Consider the following 20,950-nt stretch of genomic DNA (forward strand, 5'->3'; position numbering starts at 1 on the left):
CCTCATTATGAAATCATATATAATATTTAAAGCCATGTTTTTCCTTTCACTATCACTATTGATTGGAGGCTCACTTCAATCATGTGAAGAAGTTATTGATGTGGATCTCAACGATGCAGATCCCAAGTTATCGGTTGATGCACAAATAACGCTTGATCAAGCGGCACAGGTTCAATTAAGCTACACAAGCAATTATTTTTCAGCTGAAGAGCCAAAACACGAAGAAAATGCTATTGTCAGCATAAGCGATCTGGATGGTAACAGTGAAACCTTATCGCACCTTGGCGATGGTCTTTATATTGGTAAATTGATGCGTGGGCAGGTTGGACAGAAATATGAATTAACCATTACTGTTGGAGATAAAATCTATAAAGGTTCAAGCAGCATGCTAACACCAACTGAAATAATCAACCTGGGTTATGAAAAGTTTGATGGCTTTGGCGGTTCTGATGGTGAAGAAGAATACAACGTTGTGATCACGCTGAAAAATAATCCTGACGAGGAAAACTACTACCTGATAAAGTATTTTTTAAATGATGAAGAGAAGGAAGATACCTACAGTGTTTGGTCGCATGAATATTTTGCAAATGAAGAAACCATTGAGTTTACACCTTTGCGTTTTTCATTTACAAAAGAGGATATTGTAACAATTGTAGCCTACTCAATTGATGAGGGCACTTACGATTATTATTCAGAATTGGATGAGATCATTGATCAGGACGGCGGAAGTGGCTCCACTCCTTTTAATCCTGCATCCAATATGGGAAAAGATATTCTCGGCTATTTCAGAGCCTGGTCATTTGACCAGCAATCGCTTAAAATTGAAGAGGAGTAAAAAAACAGTAGCCGGAAACAGATACCTGTTTCCGGCTACTCATATGCATTCTGGGTTAAGGTTATTTTATTTTTGTTTTGATAATAATGACACCGTGCTCAGCTTTATCACCGTAAAGATCTTGCGCCGACTTATCTTTAAGTACTGAAATTGATTCAATATCTTCAGCATCCAACTCTTCTAAAGAGCCATCATACTCCTCTCCATCAAGAATAATATAGGGCATTTGTTCCCCTGAGAGTCCTTTTATCCGAACGTTTTCAGCCTTATCACCACGACGAACCAACAAGTTACTTGTACCGGACAGCTTATCTTTTTCCATTGTGCCATAACCAACGACCAAAACTTCTTCTGCGGCTTGAGCAGCCTTTGTCTCAATCATGATAACACCATTCTTTGCATCTTCTCCGTATTTCTCAACAGCTTGATCACCTTTTAAGACATTTACTGATTTTATGTCATCAGCATCAATAGTATTTTCTCGTTGTTTTTCACCATCAATAATAAACAAAGGAGATTCACCATTCTCATCTATCACACTTAATTCTGAGACACTTATCTGAACATTATCTGATGATTTAAATAAAACCTTTTCTTCATTTTCTTCTTTGGTTTTAACTAAAATAACACCATTCTCAGCTCCTTCTCCATAATGCCTGGTTACTTCCGGATCTTTTATGACAGTTACCACATCAATGTTTTCTGGATTGACATTATTAATGTCTTGCTTTTGACCATCAACAACAAAGACTGGAGTCGCTTTATTATTGCTTGTAGATTTAATTTTAGCACTTCCGGAATTAAGCTGTCCTTTTTCACCCAAGCCGTTTTTGGTCGTTATTTCAACAGCGCCGTCTTTGGCTTTTTCTCCATACTTATTAGTGGCTGATTCTCCCTTAAGTACATTCATGCTGGCAATATCATCCGGAGAAATATCTTCTAAATCACCCATAAACTCCTTACCATCGACTATGTACAATGGCTTCAGTGCCTCAAATTCTGCCTGAGCTTCTTTGGTATAGATTGCAAAAACGCCATTTTTCCACTCTTTTTTGTCATTCTGCTTTAACTGCTCGATTGTTAATGCTGAAATACGACCTAAATCTTCAACTTTAAGCTTTTCAAGCTCAATAGCCGATATATCGTCTTTATTAAGGGTAAAAAACGGCATATCAACTCCATCATAATCTAACTTCAGGTGTTTACCCTTTGTTGAGATGGTTACTTTCTCACCCTTAGAATTTGTGAGACTAATGCTGTTATTAGCCAACTCATCCCCTTTTAAAGTTTTAGGGCTGCGCCATTGTGCAGCATCTTTCGACACATCCTGAAGCATAAATTCAAACTCAATTTGTATGGATTTACCCTTTAAAGATTCAGCCTGTAAAGCAGGTAAAGCTTCAACAACACGTTTAGCCTCATCTTCAAGAAGCTTTGACAGTTCATCTTGAGAAGGCGTCATTCCTTGCTCTTTACCTGTTTTTTTGGCATAAGCTACCACAACAACCTTATCTAAGGTAATAGCCCCGGCTGATGAGCCAATGTTGACATTATTAACTTTACCCTTATTGTCGACTTTAAAATTTACGGTCACATTGCCCTCAAATCCTGCCACCTGAGCTGCCTTAGGGTATTTTAGTGTCATTGCAAAGTGCTTTCTCAGGCCTTGTTCGTCATTTATTTCAATATTATCATCTGTTTTAACAACTGTTTTATCGGGGTTTGTAAAAGCCAGTAAAGCAGCTGCCACCAGCGGTAATACAAGTAATCCCTTAAGCCATCCTAATATTTTGTTGGTATGTTTTTTATTCATCATTACCAGTCTTTTTTTTGTTAAACTTTGGTTGAAGTTATTCACCAACTGTAATCGCTTGTTGCTATGTAGTAATTGAAGCAACGAGTACTGGTAGTCCCTGGGTTCATCCGTTGTTCGCACCATCGCGTTGTCAACACAGTATTCATGGTTTTGGGCAATTAGCTTACGAAGCCACCACACAAACGGATTCCACCATTGAATGATCAGCAGCCATTCGGCTAGCGAAATATCAATTGAGTGTAGTTGAGCACAGTGTTTGCGCTCATGTTCAAGAATCATCTGCCGGTTTATATCTCTCTCCAAATGCTCTGGCAGATAAATGGTACGAAAAAATGAAAATGGATTTACATCTTTTCGCTGAAGAAGCACCACGTTGAAACCTTTATATCTCTGATGCTTCCCTCTTTTATTTAAACGGTGGATATAGACATATCCCCAAATTAAACGAACGGTCAATAACAAACTAACAACGGCATAAAGTATTAAGCCTATTTGCATCCAATCTATTGGTTCAGGCACAACAATGGCTTCACCATAGGTAAGCGGCACATCCATCGTCAATACAAGTGGATTAGTGGCTACCTCTGGCTTAAACAAAAGTGACTTTAACCAAAGTGGCATAGCGAAAACCGGCACTATCCATGGTACGATAAGAGTAGCCAACAGCCATGCTCTGTTACGGTTAAAAAATTGATCTTTTGCCAATAGCAATACAAACAACAGAACAGAAACAGCAATGATCCCACCTGTCTTCAATTGTAGTTCGATAAATGTGTTCATCAGCTCTGTTTTTTCTTCTCAATAATGTCAATCAATTCCTTTAAGTCTTCCACCTTTAATTTGTCCTCGTTAACAAAAAACGAAACCACATTCTTATAGGACGACTCAAAATAGTCAGACACAACATTTTTGATAAACAGTTTACGATATTCCTCCTTAGTAACCGCCGGATAGTATTCATGCGAATTACCGTAGGAATTATGAGCTACATAACCTTTTTCTTCCAGGCCACGAATGATGGTGCTAAAGGTATTATAGTGCGGTTTAGGCTCAGGATGCTGTTTAAGCAAATCCTTTACAAAGCCTTTACCTGCTTCCCATAATATTTTCATAACATCTTCTTCGCGCTTGGTTAATCGTTTTGTAATCATCTTTATTACATTAATAAAATAGTACCATGAATGTATTGACAATACGAAGATAACTATTCATTTCGTTTTATCAACTATTTTTTTCGTTAGCAAACGAAGTTTTTAGTTAAGACATACCAAAACTCCCTTAAACGGTGAATTACAGGATGGTAAATATTTTATGCGAAAAGTGATTTTAATTCAGTCAACTGTTGTTCATTCAACGCTTTTTGATCTTTTAACAGTGTGGTGAGGGCAGTCATCTTTGCAGCATTCTCCAATACTTCAATTCGGTCAAAAGCTTGTAATAAAGATTTTCCTACCGCTAAAACACCATGATTTTCCATTAGAATAACATTAGCATTTGAGCTGGCCTTAGCCACATTGCCTGCTAACTTGTCTGAACCAGGTGCTGCATAGGCGGCTTTTTTCGGATAACCAATAATTGTATAAGCTTCTGCTAAAAGAGTGGTATTTATTGTTTGATTGGTAGTGGCATATAAGCTTCCCATCGGCGCATGGGCATGTACAATAGCTTGAACATCCGGCCGCTCTTTATAAATAGCCAGGTGCATGCCTGTTTCCATACTCACCCGATTTGTCGAATCAAGTAAATCACCATCCATTGAAACAATGGCAATTTCACTGGCTTTAATGCGCCCCTTATCTGTTTCTGAAGCTGTGATGGCAATATGGTTATCATCAAAACGCAAGCTTATATTACCTCCCAAGGAAGTTGTCAATCCTTTTTTATACAAGCGACGCATCCACTTTGCCACTTCCTTCTTGCTTTTTAAGTAAGCTTCCTTGTGCATGAGATATAGTTTTATTCAAAAATAATCATCAGAAATTAATAATTAATCCTGAATATTGTGGCTTTTATAAATATTTAAGACAAGTATTTCTTTTAAAGCAAAATGGATAACGAAAAAAATTATTTTTGTATTCAATGATTACAACTATTGCCAAGCGACATATAATATTCGGGCTATTTTTAATTTGCAATACCATTTTGATTGCACAGTCCAATAACGAGTACGAAACTGATAAACCTAAAGCAGGAGAAGGACTTCACAGCTTTTTAGTGCGACACAATCTATCGCCTAAGGAGCATAAGCAAACTTTTATTGAGCTTAACAAAGGTAAGTTTGGTAAAAATAACTCATTACTGGCACATCACACCTATTTGATTCCATCAAGCGAAATTGAGCTGTTTCAACCACTTTTTGGTGTTGACCGGGAACGCTTCCCTTTGGAGTCAAATACATTAAAAGGAAGCTCGTTTTACCTGGTGACCGGACATGGCGGCCCTGACCCCGGAGCAATTGGCAATTATGGCAGTCACGAATTACATGAAGACGAATATGCCTATGACATTACTCTTCGCTTGGCAAAAAAGCTGTTAGAAAACGGCGCTAAAGTGCATTTAATTATCCAGGATGAAGATGACGGTATTCGCGACAAACAGATACTCCGGTACGACAACCACGAAACCTGTGGAGGGAAAGAAATTCCGCTGGACCAGAATCAACGCTTGAAGCAGCGAACAACCGAAGTCAATAAATTGTATAAGCAGGATACTGAAGCCTACCGGCGTTGCCTCATTATCCATCTTGACAGCCGAAGCAAAAGAAAGCAGATCGATGTCTTTTTCTACCATCATAAAAGAAGTAAAAGTGGTAAAAAACTCGCCGGACAACTGCGCGACACCTTTGATGAGAAGTACCGGAAACACCAGCCATCAAGAGGGTTCTCAGGTACTGTCAACACTCGAAATCTTTATTTACTAAGAAACACAACACCTGTTTCTGTATTTATAGAATTGGGAAATATTCAAAATTACCGTGATCAACAACGTTTTGTTAAAGCTGATAACAGACAAGCTCTGGCCAATTGGCTATACGAGGGAATAAAGAAAGATTTTGAAAGGAATAACAAGAAATAATCCTTATTTTTGACTTTCGAAATATTTAAAATTAATCGACACATATAATACATACACATGAAACCGACACTTTTAATACTCGCAGCCGGAATGGGCAGTCGCTATGGCGGACTTAAGCAAATGGATGAATTAGGCCCGCACGGTGAATCTATCATCGATTACTCAGTTTACGATGCCATTCAATCAGGTTTTGAAAAAGTGGTATTTGTAATTCGTGAGGATTTTGCAGATGCTTTCAAAGAACGTTTTGAACCACGCCTGAGCGGTAAGATCAAAACCGAATATGTTTTCCAGGACCTGAAAGATTTACCCGAAGGCTTCTCAGTACCTGAAGGTCGTGAAAAACCATGGGGAACAGGTCATGCAATTTTAATGGCCAAAGATGCTATTAATGAACCTTTTGCCATCATTAACGCAGACGATTTCTATGGTCGCGGAGCATACAAACAAGTATTTGATTTTGTAGGAGAAAGCAAAGAGTCCAATGAGTATGCCATGGTAGGTTATGCTCTAAATAACACTCTTTCTGAGCATGGAACAGTATCTAGGGGTGTATGCGAAGCTGATGAAAAAGGTAACCTGGTAAATATTACCGAACGCACGAAAATAGGCTATGAAGGTGATAAAATCTTCTATTATGAAGAAGACAGCAAGACTGAATTAACAGGTAATGAAGCTGTTTCAATGAACTTTTGGGCCTTTAAACCCGAATACTTCCAGCATTTAGAAACAGCCTTTGTTGACTTCCTTAAAGAAAAAGGAACTGAAATGAAGTCTGAATTCTATTTTAATGCGGTTGTTGATGCCATGATTAAAAAAGGTGAAGCCTGCACTAAAGTGATTCGTACCGATGCCAAATGGTTTGGTGTAACCTATAAAGAAGATAAGCCTCTTGTACAGGAAAAACTTGATAAGCTGATCGCTGAAGGTGTTTACCCTGAAAAGCTTTGGTAAACATTAGAAAAGATACTTTGTAAAAGACCTTAAGACTTTGAAAACCTTAAGGTCTTTTTTAATTTAGGCAACCTAAACAATGATTCTGATGAATGATTTCCATACAAATCAATCACAAACCAAAAAACTTAATAAATGAAGCAATTCTTAACACTGGTTATAACCCTTATAACATTAACATCATCGGCCCAAACACCCGAAGGAAAAGTCATCGAAGGACAATCCATTTCAAGCAAAATAACCGGCTATGACGTGAACTATTCGGTGTATTTACCACCGTGTTACGAAACTTCAGAACGCTCCTATCCTGTGGTATATTTATTACATGGATACAGTGACAATGAAACCGCCTGGGTGCAGTTTGGTGAAATTAATCGTACAGCTGACAGTGCCATTGAAGCTGGTCAAATACCACCTATGATAATTGTGATGCCTGATGCTAAGGTCACCTGGTATGTGAATAAGTTTGATGGCACAGACAGTTTTGAAGATATGTTCTTCAAGGAGTTTATTCCTCAAGTTGAAAAGCAATATCGCATCCGTTCTCAAAAAGAATTCAGAGCTGTTAGTGGATTATCCATGGGAGGTAACGGCTCCTTGGTTTATGCCATTAAACACCCTGATATGTTTGGAGCATGTGCTGCTTTTAGTGCTGCTGTATACACAAACGAAGAAATGAAGGAACACCTGGTAAAAGGGAATAAACATTGGTTCGCCCCTGTATATGGCGAGTTGGATAAAAATGATAATTTACCTCAACATTGGTTGAATTACAACGTTCTTAATATCATTGAAAAAGCAGATGCCAGGACATTGAACAAGGTTAAGTTTTACATTGACTGCGGAGATGATGACTTCTTATACAAAGGCAATGCAGCCTTACATGTTTTGATGCGCGATAAAAAGATCAGGCATGATTTTAGAATTCGTGAAGGAGCGCATAACTGGTCATACTGGAGAAACAATATTATTCATGGCTTGAAGTTTGTGGGAGACGTGTTTCATAGAAAATAAGTCCTAAGCATTACCCCTCTTTTTATAACTCATTGTTAATACAGAAATATCATGACGCCCGATAAGAAAGAAAATAATGCTATCCGATATCAGGATAAATCATTTAACTGTAGCCTTGCTTTTGCTCTTCACCTCATAGGAGACAAATATAAAAGTCTGATTTTATATCATCTTAAAGATGGTCCTCAACGTTCAGGTGTACTGCAAAAAAGCATTACTGATATTTCAAATCGAATGTTTACGTACTCCATACGCGCCCTTGAAAAAGATCAACTGGTGAAGCGCACTATTTACCCTGTCACTCCGCCTAAAGTTGAATATGAGTTAAGCGAAGAAGGTAAAAGTCTTATCCCCATTATTCTTGAATTGGATAAATGGGGACAAGAATTTGCCAGAGACCATCACTTATATGCTCCGGCAGAGTAATGCAATTCGTAAGAGTGAGAGTAAATCTCGAAAACAATCCCGAAGGGATCTTCTACATAGCACATCCGAAAAGGCTTCTCTCCGGGATAATATTCCCGGATTGGCATACGTTGCTTTCCACCAGCTTCAACAATCTTTTTAACCAATCCTTCCACATCGGGATCCTGAACCGAGAAATGGAACAGTCCTGTTTTAAATGGCTCAAATTCAGGTTTAGTGTCTTTGCTTTCGTTAAACTCAAACAATTCAAAACCAATCTTATCGCCCGATGACAAATGGGCAATTCGAAAGTTTTCCCATCCTTTACCAAAAACATCAATACACATTTGACCAATGGCAGTTTCATTTTCCTCAACAACCTCTGTCGGCGGCATAATAACATAAAATCCCATCACCTCAGTATAGAACTTAACTGCTTCATTAATATCCGGAACTGTGATCCCAACGTGAGAAAAAGTCTTCGGGTATACATTCTCTTTCTTCATCTGTATGTTATTTTGTGATACAACACTGGCAGCTATCACCAGTAAAAAACTAAAAAGTATGACTATTTTCTTCATTTTTCAAATAGTTTGTTGATTGCAAACCTACTCCCCATTTAGTTGCTATACAATATCGCACAGTCGTTGCACATAGTTACACCAATGTGTATTTTTAAGAGAATCAACTCACTGTTTAAGAAAAAAATAATGAGATTAATGAAAAAGCGAGGGTCTTAAGTTTGATCTTATTACAGATTAGCTGTAACATAAATTTTAACCATCCCCTTGTTTTTAATAGTGATAAAAAATATCTTTAATACCCATAAAGCTATAAAGTCCCATTTATTAGCTTATTATAACCAGGCACCAATTAAACTCAGTGCCTGGTTTAATAACCTTATTATTCTACAAACCCATGAGCAGTGCAACCTTTGCTTTTCTGTTGCTATGTTCAAAAATCTTTGAAAATGAAAGCAATAATTAATCGACGAGATTTCTTAAAAGCCGGAACGGTAACAGCTGTCGGTGCAGCCATCCTTCCCCACGTTCTTTCCGGTTGTACAACCGGACCGGCAAAAATTGGAGGTAACATGACAATTCACGATTATTTGGAACACTTTGGTGTTACTGAACAAATGATTCAGCAAATTATAGCTGAAGGACTATCAAAAGGTGGCGACTACTGCGATGTATTTTTTCAGCACAGTATTGGCAACTACATCGGATTAGAGGATAATGCTGTTAACCGTGCCTATTCTGACATCAGTTTTGGTGTGGGTATTCGTGTTTTAAAAGGCGATCAAACAGGTTATTCCTTTAGTGAAGAAGTTAGTCTGGAAGCAATGAAATCGGCAGCCCGTACTGCCGCCAATATTGCCAACAGCAGCGCTACAGTTGAACCGGTTGCATTTGAATCACCCAAACTACCAAACTATTATAAAATCAATACAGCATGGGAAGAGGTCTCTATCAATGAGAAAATACCTTACCTGCAACAAGTTAATGAGAAAGTATTTGCACTTGACGGGCGCGTTATCAAGTCAAATGTCTGGTTTAATGATGAAACATCATATGTCCTTTTTGCCAACTCAGAAGGTCGCATGACCTGCGATTATCAACCAATGGCACAGTTATCTGTAAGCGTAACAGCCGAGCAAAATGGTCAAAAAGAGCAAAATTACTTCGATTATTCAGGTCGTCGTGGCATTGAGTTTTTCACACCGGAAGCCATAAACACCCTGGCTACTGAAGCCGTAAAACGAACAGTTTCATTATTTGACGCCGTTAAACCAAAAGCTGGTGAATTGCCTGTTGTATTAGCTGCCGGTAGTTCTGGTATTTTATTACACGAAGCGATAGGTCATGGTATGGAGGCTGATTTCAACCGCAAAGAAACCTCAATTTTTAGTGATAAGATTGGTAAAAAGGTAGCCAAAGACTTTGTATCCATTGTTGATGATGCTACGAATGAAAATATCCGCGGTTCTATCAATGTGGATGACGAAGGAAACGATACTGAAAAAACATACCTGGTGGCAGGAGGAACAATGGAATCCTATCTGCATGACCGCATCAGTGCCAAGCATTATGGCGTGAAACCTACCGGTAACGGTCGACGTGAATCATTCCGCCACATGCCTATGCCACGTATGCGTAATACGTACATGGAAAATGGTCCACATAAAAAAGATGAAATCATTGAAAGCGTGAAATATGGTGTTTATGCCGAATCATTCTCAAATGGCCAGGTTATGATCGGTGCTGGTGATTTCACATTCTACGTTAAGTCGGGTTATCTAATTGAAAACGGCAAACTGACTCGTCCTATTAAGGATATCAACATTATTGGTAACGGTCCTAAAGTTTTGGCTGATATTGAAATGGTGGCTGATGATCTTAAGATGGCAGAAGGAGGCTGGACTTGTGGTAAAAACGGACAAGGCGTTCCTGTATCGCAGGGATTACCAACCGTTAAAGTATCCAAAATCACCGTTGGAGGTGTTAATGCTTAAACTCTAACCCGAAAAACAAACAACAATGAACAATAAAGAACGACAAGAACTGGCTATGTGGGCCGTTGAGTTCGCTAAAAAGAAAGGTGCATCTGAAGTGGCTGCATCAATAGATAATTCCCGCTCTTCGGAGGTAGAAATACGGGAACAAAAAATTGAAGTGATAAAGGAATCTACCACCAATGGATTAAACCTTAACATTTATCGCGATCATAAATATTCTGGTCACTCAACCAATAACCTGAATAAAAAAGACCTGGAGAAATTTATCACCGAAGCTGTAGAGGCAACCAAGTATTTAACCGCTGATGAATTCAGATCATTACCGGATGCTTCGCTGTACCCAACCGATTTAAATAAGGATCTGAAAATTGAGGATAAAAGCTACAATACGGTGGATCCAGAGCAAAAAATTAAAATTGCCAAAGAGATAGAACAGATTGCTCTTTCAAAAAGCGACAAAATTATAACCGCGACAGGAGGTTTCTGGGACAGTTATTCTGAAAGTGTTCTGGTACATAGCAATGGATTGGTAGCTGACCGCTCTTCAACATTTTTTGGGGCATCAGGCTCTGTAACAGTCAAAGATGGAGATGCTCGCCCCAGCGGCGGTGATTGGGCCGGCGGACGCTTTTTTAGCAATGTTCCGTCTGCTGAACAAATTGGTTCCAATGCCGCTGATATTGCCCTCAGAAAAATGGGGCAGACTAAAATCGCTTCAGGTAAATATGATATGCTGATCGAAAACCGGACTGCCAGCCGATTATTATATATGTTCATGCGTCCGATGTCAGCCAGATCATTACAGCAAAAAAGCTCGTACCTGGACGGCATGTTAGGCAAACAAGTTGCTTCTCCATTGTTAACCATGATTGATGATCCGTTCATTGCAGGTGGCTTTGGCTCTCGCTTATACGACGGGCAAGGAATTGCAGCTAAAAAACGTGTGATGATCGAAAAAGGTATTTTAAAAGAATACTACATCGATAACTATTACGGGAAAAAATTAGGCATGACCCCCAATGGCGGATCCTCTTCAAATATTCGATTTGAATTGGGCACACGTGGCTTTGATGAAATCGTTAAAGATGTTAAATCAGGTATTTTTGTTACTTCGTTCAACGGTGGCAATTCCAATTCGACAACTGGTGATTTCTCCTATGGAGTGTCAGGCTTTTTGGTTGAGAACGGGAAGATCGTCAAACCAGTTAACGAAATGAATATCTCAGGAAATGCTAAAGAATTTTGGTTACAGCTGGCCGAATTAGGAAATGATCCATATAAATACTCAAGTATGCTGAGCCCTACTTTAGTGTTCAATGATATTGATTTTAGTGGATTGTAATCAACGTTATCAAGCTTATCATAGAAGCTGTCAGAAATGGCAGCTTTTTTTTGTTCACACATTACATTTTCAGATTTAGAGGTCTTTTTATATTTTTGCACTCTAAAATTGAATCGTATGGATCCGAATAGCAGTAAAAAACACCTCATAAATCGTCTTAGTCCTGAAGAATTAAAAGAACGACTGGCCAACGAAACATTCAAGCGTACAACTGTTTCTTTTTATAAATATGTTATTATTGATGATCCTGCAGAGATGCGCGACACGCTATATTCTATGTGGGATAAACTACAATGTTACGGACGCATATATATTGCCGGCGAAGGCATTAACGCTCAAATGAGCGTGCCTGATCATTTTTGGCAGGATTTTAAGGAACAGCTATACTCGATCACTGACTTTAATAATATTCCCTTTAAAATAGCCGTTGAAGATGATGGACAATCATTCTTAAAACTGCAGATCAAAGTACGTAAGCAAATTGTTGCCGACGGTCTGAAACCTGAAGAATATGATGTAACCAATGTTGGGAAGCACCTGTCTGCTGACGAGTGGAACACGGCCATGGATGAAGGGGCGATAGTTGTTGATATGCGTAATCACTACGAAAGTGAAATAGGTTATTTCGATGGTGCCATATTACCTGATGCTGAAACCTTTAAGGAAGAGCTCCCCGAGGTGGTTGATCGATTAAAAGATAATAAGGATAAAAAAATATTACTTTATTGCACGGGTGGTGTTCGCTGTGAGAAGACAAGTGCCTATCTGAAGCATCATGGTTTTTCAGATGTTAATCAGTTATTGGGTGGTATTATTGATTATTCAAGACAAGTTGAAAATGAGCATTTAGAGAATAAGTTTGTTGGAAAAAACTTCGTGTTTGATAATCGTATGGGCGAACGCATAAGTGATGACGTTATTAGTCACTGCCACCAATGCGGTAAACCTTGCGATACACATACCAATTGTTCCAATAAACAGTGTAACCTGCTTTTTATTCAATGCGATAGTTGCAGAACTGAATACAATGGCTGTTGCAGCAACGATTGCAAGAGTTATCTGCTCGCTCCACCTGCCCAAAAACAGGAACTGGCAAAACAATTGGTTTTCACCCGGGGAAAGCGTTTTCATAAACCCTTTAAATCGGCTTAATCCTGAAAGTTTATCTTTGCATCAATAATTAGATTGATTAATTTGCTTCGCAAAAGAAATACTTATGAAAATAATATCATGGAATGTTAATGGCATTCGTGCTGTGATGAAAAAAGAATTCCAGAGTTCGTTTGAATCAATGGAAGCTGACATATTATGCCTGCAAGAAACAAAGGCTCAGGATAACCAGGTTGTCGAAGCTCTCGCCGACTTCAAAGATTATCATATCTATTCCAATTCAGCAGTTAAAAAAGGTTATTCGGGAACAGCAATTATTAGTAAAGTTGAGCCTATCGCCATAACCAAAGATATGGGTATTGAGGAGCATGACCAGGAAGGTCGTGTACTTTGTGCAGAATATGAAGATTTTTACCTGGTAACTGTATACGTGCCTAACTCAGGTAGTGAATTAAAGCGTTTATCATACAGACAGGAGTGGGACAAGGATTTTTTCAATTATTTAAAGAAGCTGGAAGAAACAAAGCCAGTAATGGTATGCGGTGACTTTAATGTAGCCCATACAGAAATTGACTTAGCACGCCCAAAACCTAATTATAATAAGTCTGCGGGTTATATGCAGGAAGAAATCGACGGTATGGATCGCTTTACTCAAGGCGGTTTAAAAGATACCTTTCGACATTTTCACCCTGATGTAACGGATAAATATTCGTGGTGGAGTTACAGAGCAGGTGCACGCGGTAAGAATGTAGGCTGGAGAATCGATTATTTTTTAGCCAGCGAAAGCCTGTTACCACAACTTAAAGGCGCATTTATCCTCAATGAAATAATGGGCTCTGATCATTGTCCGGTCGGTGTTGAATTATAAGAACAATAAAGCGATAAAAAAACGGATGCTCTTGACTGAACATCCGTTTTGTATTTTATCGTCCGGCCTTGGCTAAGGCTTCCGCCAGCTCATCACACACAGCCAGTTTACCATTAATTAAAGTAGTCGTTGTAACAATTCCCTTTAAACAAAGCTGCTCATCGGGTAAGCGATAAATATCCTGGTAAAACATATATTTAATCCCCTTGTGCTCCACCCTTGTTCGTACCACAAACTTATCATTACTTCTTAAAGGCGTTTTGTACGATAGATCAATACGTGCAACCACAGCGACAATATTACGTTCAAACAGGTCTTTAAAATTTACACCAACAGAGTCAAGAAACTCATGACGCGTATGTTCAAGATAATTCTGATATACCGAATTATTTACAATACCCTGTAGGTCACATTCGTAATCGCGTACTTTAAACTCTAATTCGTAATCGTATTTTTGAGCCATAATCATTCTTTTGCATACGAAAGTATAAATAATAGCTGGTGTTTAATGCATCGACTTTCAAGGAATGCAAGAGGAAATAAAAAAAGGGTTGTCTCCACGGCATTTCTTGTATCCCTGGAGACAAACCCTTAATTAATCATCAAAGAAAATTCTAAACCTTTAGTCTCTATGATTAATGTATAATAACTGTCACGCACGTTTGCGAGTACGGTTATTACGGACAGATGATTTGGGTTAAGTTATCGGTGAGTGATCCTTCTTTGTTTTCATAAAGAACAGAACCCGCCTTTGCAGGTTCTATTCTAATATAAATCCAAATCACACACTAATATTTAAAATCGGGAAAATTATTTTACATCCCACCATAACCTGGCGGTGTAGCTATCCTGGCCTCCATTTAAAAGGGCAGCTGCAGCCTGTACATTTGCATCATTTATAACCCACTCGCGCGATGAAAACTTCAGACGGGTTGGAATATCTGCTTCTGTTTTACCAGGAGGAACATTGAACTGTGGAGTATCTAAACGGCGTGCTTCTGCCCAGGCTTCTCCTCCCTGTAAGAATAAAGCCACCCACTTTTCACGGCCAATTCGTTCTATTTTGTCTTCTGCACTGCTTACCTGGTCCAGATCAACAACATCACTTGCCAGGTAGGTATCAATATCGCTTTGAATATCTTCCAGCTCAAGGAAGTTGGCATAATACTGAATACTGGCTGCAATGGCGTTATTATAATGGGTCTTGGCATCGCCCGCTCCTGCATAACCACGAACAGCAGCTTCCGCAAGGAAAAATTCAACCTCTGCATAATCGATAAAAATACCTGGCAGGTCTTCAGGACCACCACCATACCAATAGCCATAGGTCTTGTAGTTTTTAAAAGCTATCAGGTCATAGTTGATATTGGCATACTTCCACCATGTGCCGGTTTCACCATAAGGTAAACCTTCATAGTACCATGGCCCGCCAAAAAACATACTAATACGTGGATCAGCCGTAGAGGCCATTATATCATACATGGTGTTACTGGCCACAACTCCGGGCGTCCAGCCATCTAAAACATTTTCAAAAAAGCTGTTGGCCGATGGTGAATCATGATAGGTAAACAGGGCATTCTCATCATTAGAGCTGATAACACCACCATTGTCCGGATCAATTGCCATGGCAAAGTACTTTTGCGAAAGGGTTTCGTCAACATCCGACACGCGCATGGCCAAACGCAGTAACATTGAATTGGCAAACTTACGCCACATGCTAATGTCACCTTTGAAAACAATATCCTGGTTACCCAGTTGCATGTCAACATCAAGGTTTGAAACACCACTTATTGATGCTGATAACTTTTCCATCAGGTCTACATAGATGTCTTGTTGCGAATCATACGCCGGAGTCGGATCACCAACCAAATCAAAACCTTTTGAATAAATAGCCGGTCCGTTTACATCGGTTATGTTTTGAAAACAGAACGTCTCAAGTGTTGTAACAATAAGGTTCCACCCTTGCTTCTCTTCCTGTGAAAAGACAGCATCATCCGAATCATCCACATAGTTGCGTATTTCCTTCAAATTAGCCAATGCCATGTAAAACTCGCCTATGTTACGGTCAAGCATTCCATCACGAAAGTTATAGTTACTTTCATCGGCATAGCTTGGCTGGGAAAAGTGTTGACATAAGACTCCTGTTACAATATCATTAACGTCGCAATTGAAGTAATGATTCATAGCAATAGATTGTGCTGTTGGAAGTAAATATTTTGGATGTACCTCTTTAGCACTTTTTGTATTATCATTGATGGTTTCAAAATCTTCGGTACAAGCCAACATGGCAACAACCAGAAGAGCTGACATCAAGTATTTTATTATATTTTTAAATTGCATCTTTCTACTTTTTAGAATTAACACTCTTAGTGGATAATTATTAGAATCCTATCTTAAGATTGAAAGCGAATGTACGTGCAGTAGGCATCGTACCAATATCAAGACCTTGAACATTACTTGCTCCGTAAGTCATTTCAGGATCGATGTGATCAATATTGCGGTGAAGAATAGCCAGGTTACGTCCACTTACACCGAATGACAAACTGTGTAATTTTAGTTTCGAACAGAACGCCTGTGGTACATTATAGGTCAGGTTCACTTCACGCAATTTTACATACGAAGCATCAAATACCGATGCCGCCTCCGGATTGTGCCCGTTATCAGCCGCATCTTTAATGGTAACGCGAACATCATTAGGAGTGCCATCTTCTTTTACTCCATCAACAATTACACCACCTGAATCTGCCCCGTCAGTGATAGGGTCACGTTTTGGATTACCCAGGTCATTAAGACCAACTGTAGATTTAAGAATACCTGTAGTATTTCCCCAGTAATCGGTTAACGAGAATAAGTTACCTCCCATCTTTATATCAAGCAGGGCACTCAATGTCCAGTTTTTCACCTGGAAGCTATTGTTAATACCAGCTCTCCAATCGGGAGCAACCTGCCCTAAAATCTGGTTATCATCCGTTTGCAAATAAAAACCATCATCACCAACCACTTTGTTACCATTATCATCGTAAACAAAATCAGTACCTACCAATACCGGATAAGCCTCTCCAACGCGGGCCGATACTGCTACCCAGTTACTGTTTAACACATGCGAGTCAATTCCAGGTGCCAATGATTTAATTTCATCCGTATAGGCTGAGAATGTTCCATTGATTGTCCAGCTGAAATTATTGGTGCGAACAGGCACAACAAAAGCGTCAATATCATAACCTGTAATATCGCGGCGCCCGGCATTCATATACTGGGTGTAATACCCTGTTCCAACACTGACAGAACCAGGAATAATCAAATCGCGGTTACTTTTATTAAAGTAACTAAAATCCAGGCCTGCCCTGTTATTAAAAAACTTCACATCAAACCCAACTTCCCATGAGTGAGTCATTTCAGGTTTCAGCTCAGGGTTATTTTTAAGCGACCGTCGTCCGTAACGGAATGCTTCCTGCCCATTGTAGTTACCATAATTATAGTAAGTATCATATGTTGATGCAAAAGGTGCATCATTACCTACCTTAGCCCAGTTGGCCCTGATCTTTGCAAAGCTTAACCATGAAGCGTCTGTCGCTTCACTAATGATCCAGCTACCAGATACACTGGGATAAAAATAGGAGTTATTGGCATCTGGCAATGTAGATGACCAATCATTTCGGAAACTAAAATCAAGATAAAACTGATTTCTAAAACCTAAAGATGCTGTACCGTAAGCACTATTCACTCTTCTCCCCCAGCTGCCATCTGTTTTACCGATTTCAGGATTAACACTGTTATAAATGGTATACAGGTCATCAATTTCGAGACCATTAACCGTATTATAACCTATGGTTTCATTTTCATTATCGCGACGGCTTACACCCACCATAGCTGTTAAGTTCAGATCAGAACCAAAGTTTTTGTTAATATTAAACATCAAATCATAATTCTTCTCTGTTGATGTGCGCATCCACTTGCTGTAATAGCTTTGTGCAAATGAGCCTTTAGCAATGCGTTCCTCGATTTTAAAATCGTAATGATCCAAAGTAGCACGTCCCATTACCGAGAGCCACTCTGTTAGCTTATAATCGATTTGCCAGCTTCCAATTGTCCTGTTACGTTCATCTTCAGGAAAGTTCTTATAAACCATCCAGTAAGGGTTATCCCAATAGTTGGGTTGTGGATTATCCCAGCTCTGACGGTTCCAGGTCTTTTGTTCGCCATTATCTTTCCTGTAGTAATTAGCAAGACGCTTATAGTCCACATTGGTTTGCATCCACATACCGGCTGATGCCATAAACGAACGCGCCGTTTGCCAGTCATATCCTGTACCCGGACGGTTTTTAGCATAGGTATTGGTCCATGATCCGGTAACAGTTGTCGATAAACGGTCGGTTAATTTAAGTGTGCCGTTAAATTGGAGTGTATTACGTTTCAACTCAGAGTTTGGAACTGTTCCCTGCTGATCCATATTGGTATAAGATACGCGGAAATTACCTTTCTCATAGGAGCCATCCAGGGCCACGTTGTTGTTAAGTAACATGCCTGTTTCAAAGAAACCTTCAGGACCATTGGCTGCTGCCGTCCAAGGACGTGGCTTCAGGTAATTATCCGGATCACTCGGGTCGAAAGCATCCCAGTGCAATACGTTAACGTCAGGGTCAAATTTAGGTCCCCATGATTCATCGGTTCCATAATCTACCACCTGATAGTCTGTTCCTTCGATAGTTACAGTTTCAAACGAACCACTGGTATTATTATCCCAGTCCCATCCACCGCCACCATATTCTCTCTGGTAATCTGGCAGTGTTTCTTTATTGATCTTTTCAAATGTAACACTTGAATTGATTGTTACTCCAACCCTGTCTTTGGCTGCTCCCTTTTTAGTAGTAATTAAAATTACACCATTTGCTCCCCGGCTACCGTATAAAGCTGTTGCTGATGCGCCTTTTAAAACTGATATATCAGCAATATCATTAGGGTTAATATCAGAGGCCATATTTCCAAAGTCATATCCACCGGCACCTCTATTGGTTTCGCCACTATTGACTGATGCATTGGAAATTGGAATACCATCTATTACATACAATGCCTGGTTGTTACCCGTAATACTGGAACCTCCCCGTATAATGGCATTTGTTGATCCTCCCATATTGCCCGAGCTGGTAATGTTAACACCTGCCACACGCCCTGATAAGGCACTGGTAAAGTTAGTCGACTGCACCTTGGTCAATTCATCGCCATCTACTTTCGATACGGCATATCCAAGAGATTTCTCATCGCGCTTAATGCCTAAGGCGGTTACAACCACCTCATCCAGATCTTCAGAATCAGGCACAAGGGTGATATTGACCGTTGTTCTTCCGGCTGCATTCACCTCCTGTGTTTCATAGCCTATATATGAAAACACGATGATGGCATCAGGGTTACTTAACTCAAGGTTATATGAGCCATCGATGCCGGTAATAACCCCGTTGGTGGGTGCGGATTTTTCAAAAACATTAACACCTGGAAGCGCCTCGCCAGTATCATCGGTAACTATACCGGTAACCCGGGTCAACTGCTGACCAACAGAACTGCTGACTTTAGCACGGTGCACAAAAATTAAATTATTATCGAGCACTTTATATTCATATGGCAAGCCAATAAGTGCCTCGTCAAGTACGCTGAAAACATCGGCGTTGGATGCATTGACTTTTGTTATAGCCGACGCATCCACATCATCGTTATTGAAAAAGAACTTATAATCGCTCTTCTTCTCTACTTCCTCAAAGAGTTTTGCCAACTCTATTTTATCGGAAGAGATTGTAATACTCTTTTTTTGCGAGTATCCGGCTGCAGATACCTGCAAAAATCCAATGACAAACAATATGCATGTAAGTCTCATGATCAGGTAAAGTTTTTGCATGCTTTTCTTTTCAAAAAAGTCATGACGATCCAATTTTAATTTCATAGATTTGTAATGTTTAGGTTCAACTTAAACAGGATTTAACTTTAAATAAGACCGGAAGATGTGGCAGCATCTGCCGGTTTTTTTTGTTTCTTATTGCATAGGCCAGTTAGTTTTTGGTAATTGATATTGTATCATTCGTTTTGGTGTATTTAATATTATTGGACATAGCCATGATATTCAGTACATCATCAATACTTTCGTTATCAATGGTACCGGTAAAACGCAGATCCCTCACATCATCGTCCAGTTTTATTGTAAGTCCATACCATTGTTCAAGACGCGGAGCCAACTTTGAGAACGCTTCGTTTTTAAACACCAGCTGCCCTTTAATAATAGCTGTATAAACATCCATATGTGGTTCTTTTACTTTTACCAACAGTTTACTATGCATATCAAATTCTGATTTTTCCCCGGGTAACAATTGACATTGCTGATTATTGGAATCGACATTGATCTGTACTTTGCCATCTTCTAACACGGTTTCCACAACCCTCTCATTGGCTTTGACATTGAACCGGGTACCAAGGACAGTGATTGTATGAAGCCCTGATTCAACTTCGAATGGCAAACTTGCATTATGTGCCACATCAAAAAAGGCTTCTCCTTTAAAAGTCACCTTTCGTTCAGTACTATTAAAACCCATTGAATATGTTAAGACTGAGTTGGCATGCATCCACACCTTTGAACTGTCAGGAAGTGTAAGTAATTTGCGTTCTCCGGCCTTTGTTTCATAGGAATAGAATTGAACAGTTGGTTCATTAACCGTTGAAAAGTACTTACCAAGCATCAGCATTATAATAAGTGAAGCCGCAATTCCTGCATATTTCAACCAGGCAATACTTCTTTGTTTCCCCTTAGGCTCTTCTGATCTGATCTGTTTTTTAAAACGTGTAAAAGCACCTGCTGCATCAAACTCACTGCTGTCAGATACATTCCAGATATCACGTATGTCAACAAATTGTTTTCTAACCTCCTTGTCGCTCTCAACCAGGCCTTTTAATTCATGCCTTTCCTCTTCAGTTGCTTCTTCAGAGAGGTACTTGATAATTAAGTGTTCTATATATTCGTTATCAGTCATTCG

At 39.4% G+C, this 20,950-nt stretch carries 17 protein-coding genes; 9 read left to right on the forward strand and 8 right to left on the reverse strand.

Translation table 11 applies throughout. The features are described from left to right. The first annotated feature begins 7 nt into the window (after positions 1-7). Complete coding sequence (locus tag ACRD69_RS00515) at positions 8-835, forward strand: DUF4249 domain-containing protein (RefSeq protein ID WP_430813093.1); 828 nt, start codon at positions 8-10, stop codon at positions 833-835. Between the two features lie 61 nt (positions 836-896). Here the strand turns inward: ACRD69_RS00515 and ACRD69_RS00520 are convergent, their stop codons facing one another. The 3 genes from ACRD69_RS00520 to ACRD69_RS00530 form a co-directional block, all read right to left on the reverse strand. Beyond that, positions 897-3,431 (reverse strand): TonB family protein, encoded by a 2,535-nt coding sequence (locus ACRD69_RS00520; RefSeq protein ID WP_430813094.1) that lies wholly within the window; start codon positions 3,429-3,431, stop codon positions 897-899. Beyond that, the gene (locus tag ACRD69_RS00525) at positions 3,431-3,802 is read right to left on the reverse strand and encodes a BlaI/MecI/CopY family transcriptional regulator (protein WP_430813095.1); all 372 of its coding nucleotides are present in this window, start codon (positions 3,800-3,802) and stop codon (positions 3,431-3,433) included. Before ACRD69_RS00525 ends, ACRD69_RS00520 begins: the two co-directional genes overlap by 1 nt. Before the next feature lie 158 nt (positions 3,803-3,960). Then, positions 3,961-4,596 carry a class II aldolase/adducin family protein gene (locus ACRD69_RS00530; protein WP_430813096.1) on the reverse strand — a complete coding sequence of 212 codons (636 nt, stop codon included), beginning with the start codon at positions 4,594-4,596 and terminating at the stop codon, positions 3,961-3,963. Between the two features lie 134 nt (positions 4,597-4,730). On the opposite strand from ACRD69_RS00530, the gene ACRD69_RS00535 reads away from it, so the two are divergent. The 4 genes from ACRD69_RS00535 to ACRD69_RS00550 all read left to right on the forward strand — a co-directional run bounded on the left by ACRD69_RS00535 (position 4,731) and on the right by ACRD69_RS00550 (position 8,120). Then, positions 4,731-5,726 (forward strand): N-acetylmuramoyl-L-alanine amidase family protein, encoded by a 996-nt coding sequence (locus tag ACRD69_RS00535; protein ID WP_430813097.1) that lies wholly within the window; start codon positions 4,731-4,733, stop codon positions 5,724-5,726. A 57-nt stretch (positions 5,727-5,783) separates the two neighbouring features. After that, positions 5,784-6,680 carry a nucleotidyltransferase family protein gene (locus ACRD69_RS00540; RefSeq protein ID WP_430813098.1) on the forward strand — a complete coding sequence of 299 codons (897 nt, stop codon included), beginning with the start codon at positions 5,784-5,786 and terminating at the stop codon, positions 6,678-6,680. 135 nt (positions 6,681-6,815) lie between these two features. Then, on the forward strand, positions 6,816-7,694 hold the full coding sequence (locus ACRD69_RS00545) for an alpha/beta hydrolase (RefSeq protein ID WP_430813099.1): 879 nt from the start codon (positions 6,816-6,818) through the stop codon (positions 7,692-7,694). Positions 7,695-7,745: 51 nt separating this feature from the next. Further along, positions 7,746-8,120, forward strand: a complete 375-nt coding sequence (locus tag ACRD69_RS00550; protein ID WP_430813100.1) for a winged helix-turn-helix transcriptional regulator — start codon at positions 7,746-7,748, stop codon at positions 8,118-8,120. On the opposite strand, the gene ACRD69_RS00555 is transcribed toward ACRD69_RS00550, so the two are convergent. Then, complete coding sequence (locus ACRD69_RS00555) at positions 8,096-8,680, reverse strand: lactoylglutathione lyase family protein (RefSeq protein WP_430813101.1); 585 nt, start codon at positions 8,678-8,680, stop codon at positions 8,096-8,098. The two genes, ACRD69_RS00550 and ACRD69_RS00555, sit on opposite strands and share 25 nt — an antisense overlap. Before the next feature lie 389 nt (positions 8,681-9,069). Here ACRD69_RS00555 and ACRD69_RS00560 point away from each other — a divergent pair, with 389 nt between their 5' ends. The 4 genes from ACRD69_RS00560 (at position 9,070) to ACRD69_RS00575 (ending at position 13,937) form a co-directional block, all read left to right on the forward strand. Then, positions 9,070-10,614: a metallopeptidase TldD-related protein gene (locus ACRD69_RS00560; protein WP_430813102.1), complete on the forward strand. Its 1,545-nt coding sequence runs from the start codon at positions 9,070-9,072 to the stop codon at positions 10,612-10,614. A gap of 25 nt (positions 10,615-10,639) precedes the next feature. Continuing rightward, complete coding sequence (locus tag ACRD69_RS00565) at positions 10,640-11,959, forward strand: TldD/PmbA family protein (RefSeq protein ID WP_430813103.1); 1,320 nt, start codon at positions 10,640-10,642, stop codon at positions 11,957-11,959. A gap of 117 nt (positions 11,960-12,076) precedes the next feature. Beyond that, entirely contained in the window at positions 12,077-13,111 is a 1,035-nt protein-coding gene (gene trhO / locus ACRD69_RS00570; RefSeq protein ID WP_430813104.1) for an oxygen-dependent tRNA uridine(34) hydroxylase TrhO, read from the forward strand. A gap of 64 nt (positions 13,112-13,175) precedes the next feature. Next, positions 13,176-13,937, forward strand: a complete 762-nt coding sequence (locus ACRD69_RS00575; protein ID WP_430813105.1) for an exodeoxyribonuclease III — start codon at positions 13,176-13,178, stop codon at positions 13,935-13,937. A gap of 55 nt (positions 13,938-13,992) precedes the next feature. On the opposite strand, the gene ACRD69_RS00580 is transcribed toward ACRD69_RS00575, so the two are convergent. The 4 genes from ACRD69_RS00580 to ACRD69_RS00595 form a co-directional block, all read right to left on the reverse strand. Further along, on the reverse strand, positions 13,993-14,400 hold the full coding sequence (locus ACRD69_RS00580) for an acyl-CoA thioesterase (protein WP_430813106.1): 408 nt from the start codon (positions 14,398-14,400) through the stop codon (positions 13,993-13,995). A 347-nt stretch (positions 14,401-14,747) separates the two neighbouring features. Then, a complete protein-coding gene (locus ACRD69_RS00585) occupies positions 14,748-16,277 on the reverse strand; it encodes a SusD/RagB family nutrient-binding outer membrane lipoprotein (protein WP_430813107.1) in 1,530 nt (509 codons plus the stop codon). Between the two features lie 40 nt (positions 16,278-16,317). Then, positions 16,318-19,869, reverse strand: a complete 3,552-nt coding sequence (locus ACRD69_RS00590; RefSeq protein ID WP_430813108.1) for a SusC/RagA family TonB-linked outer membrane protein — start codon at positions 19,867-19,869, stop codon at positions 16,318-16,320. Positions 19,870-19,975: 106 nt separating this feature from the next. Continuing rightward, positions 19,976-20,947, reverse strand: a complete 972-nt coding sequence (locus ACRD69_RS00595; RefSeq protein WP_430813109.1) for a FecR family protein — start codon at positions 20,945-20,947, stop codon at positions 19,976-19,978. Between the last annotated feature and the right edge of the window lie 3 nt (positions 20,948-20,950).

This window comes from Carboxylicivirga agarovorans, from assembly GCF_050589845.1.
Taxonomy (GTDB): Bacteria; Bacteroidota; Bacteroidia; order Bacteroidales; family Marinilabiliaceae; genus Carboxylicivirga; species Carboxylicivirga agarovorans.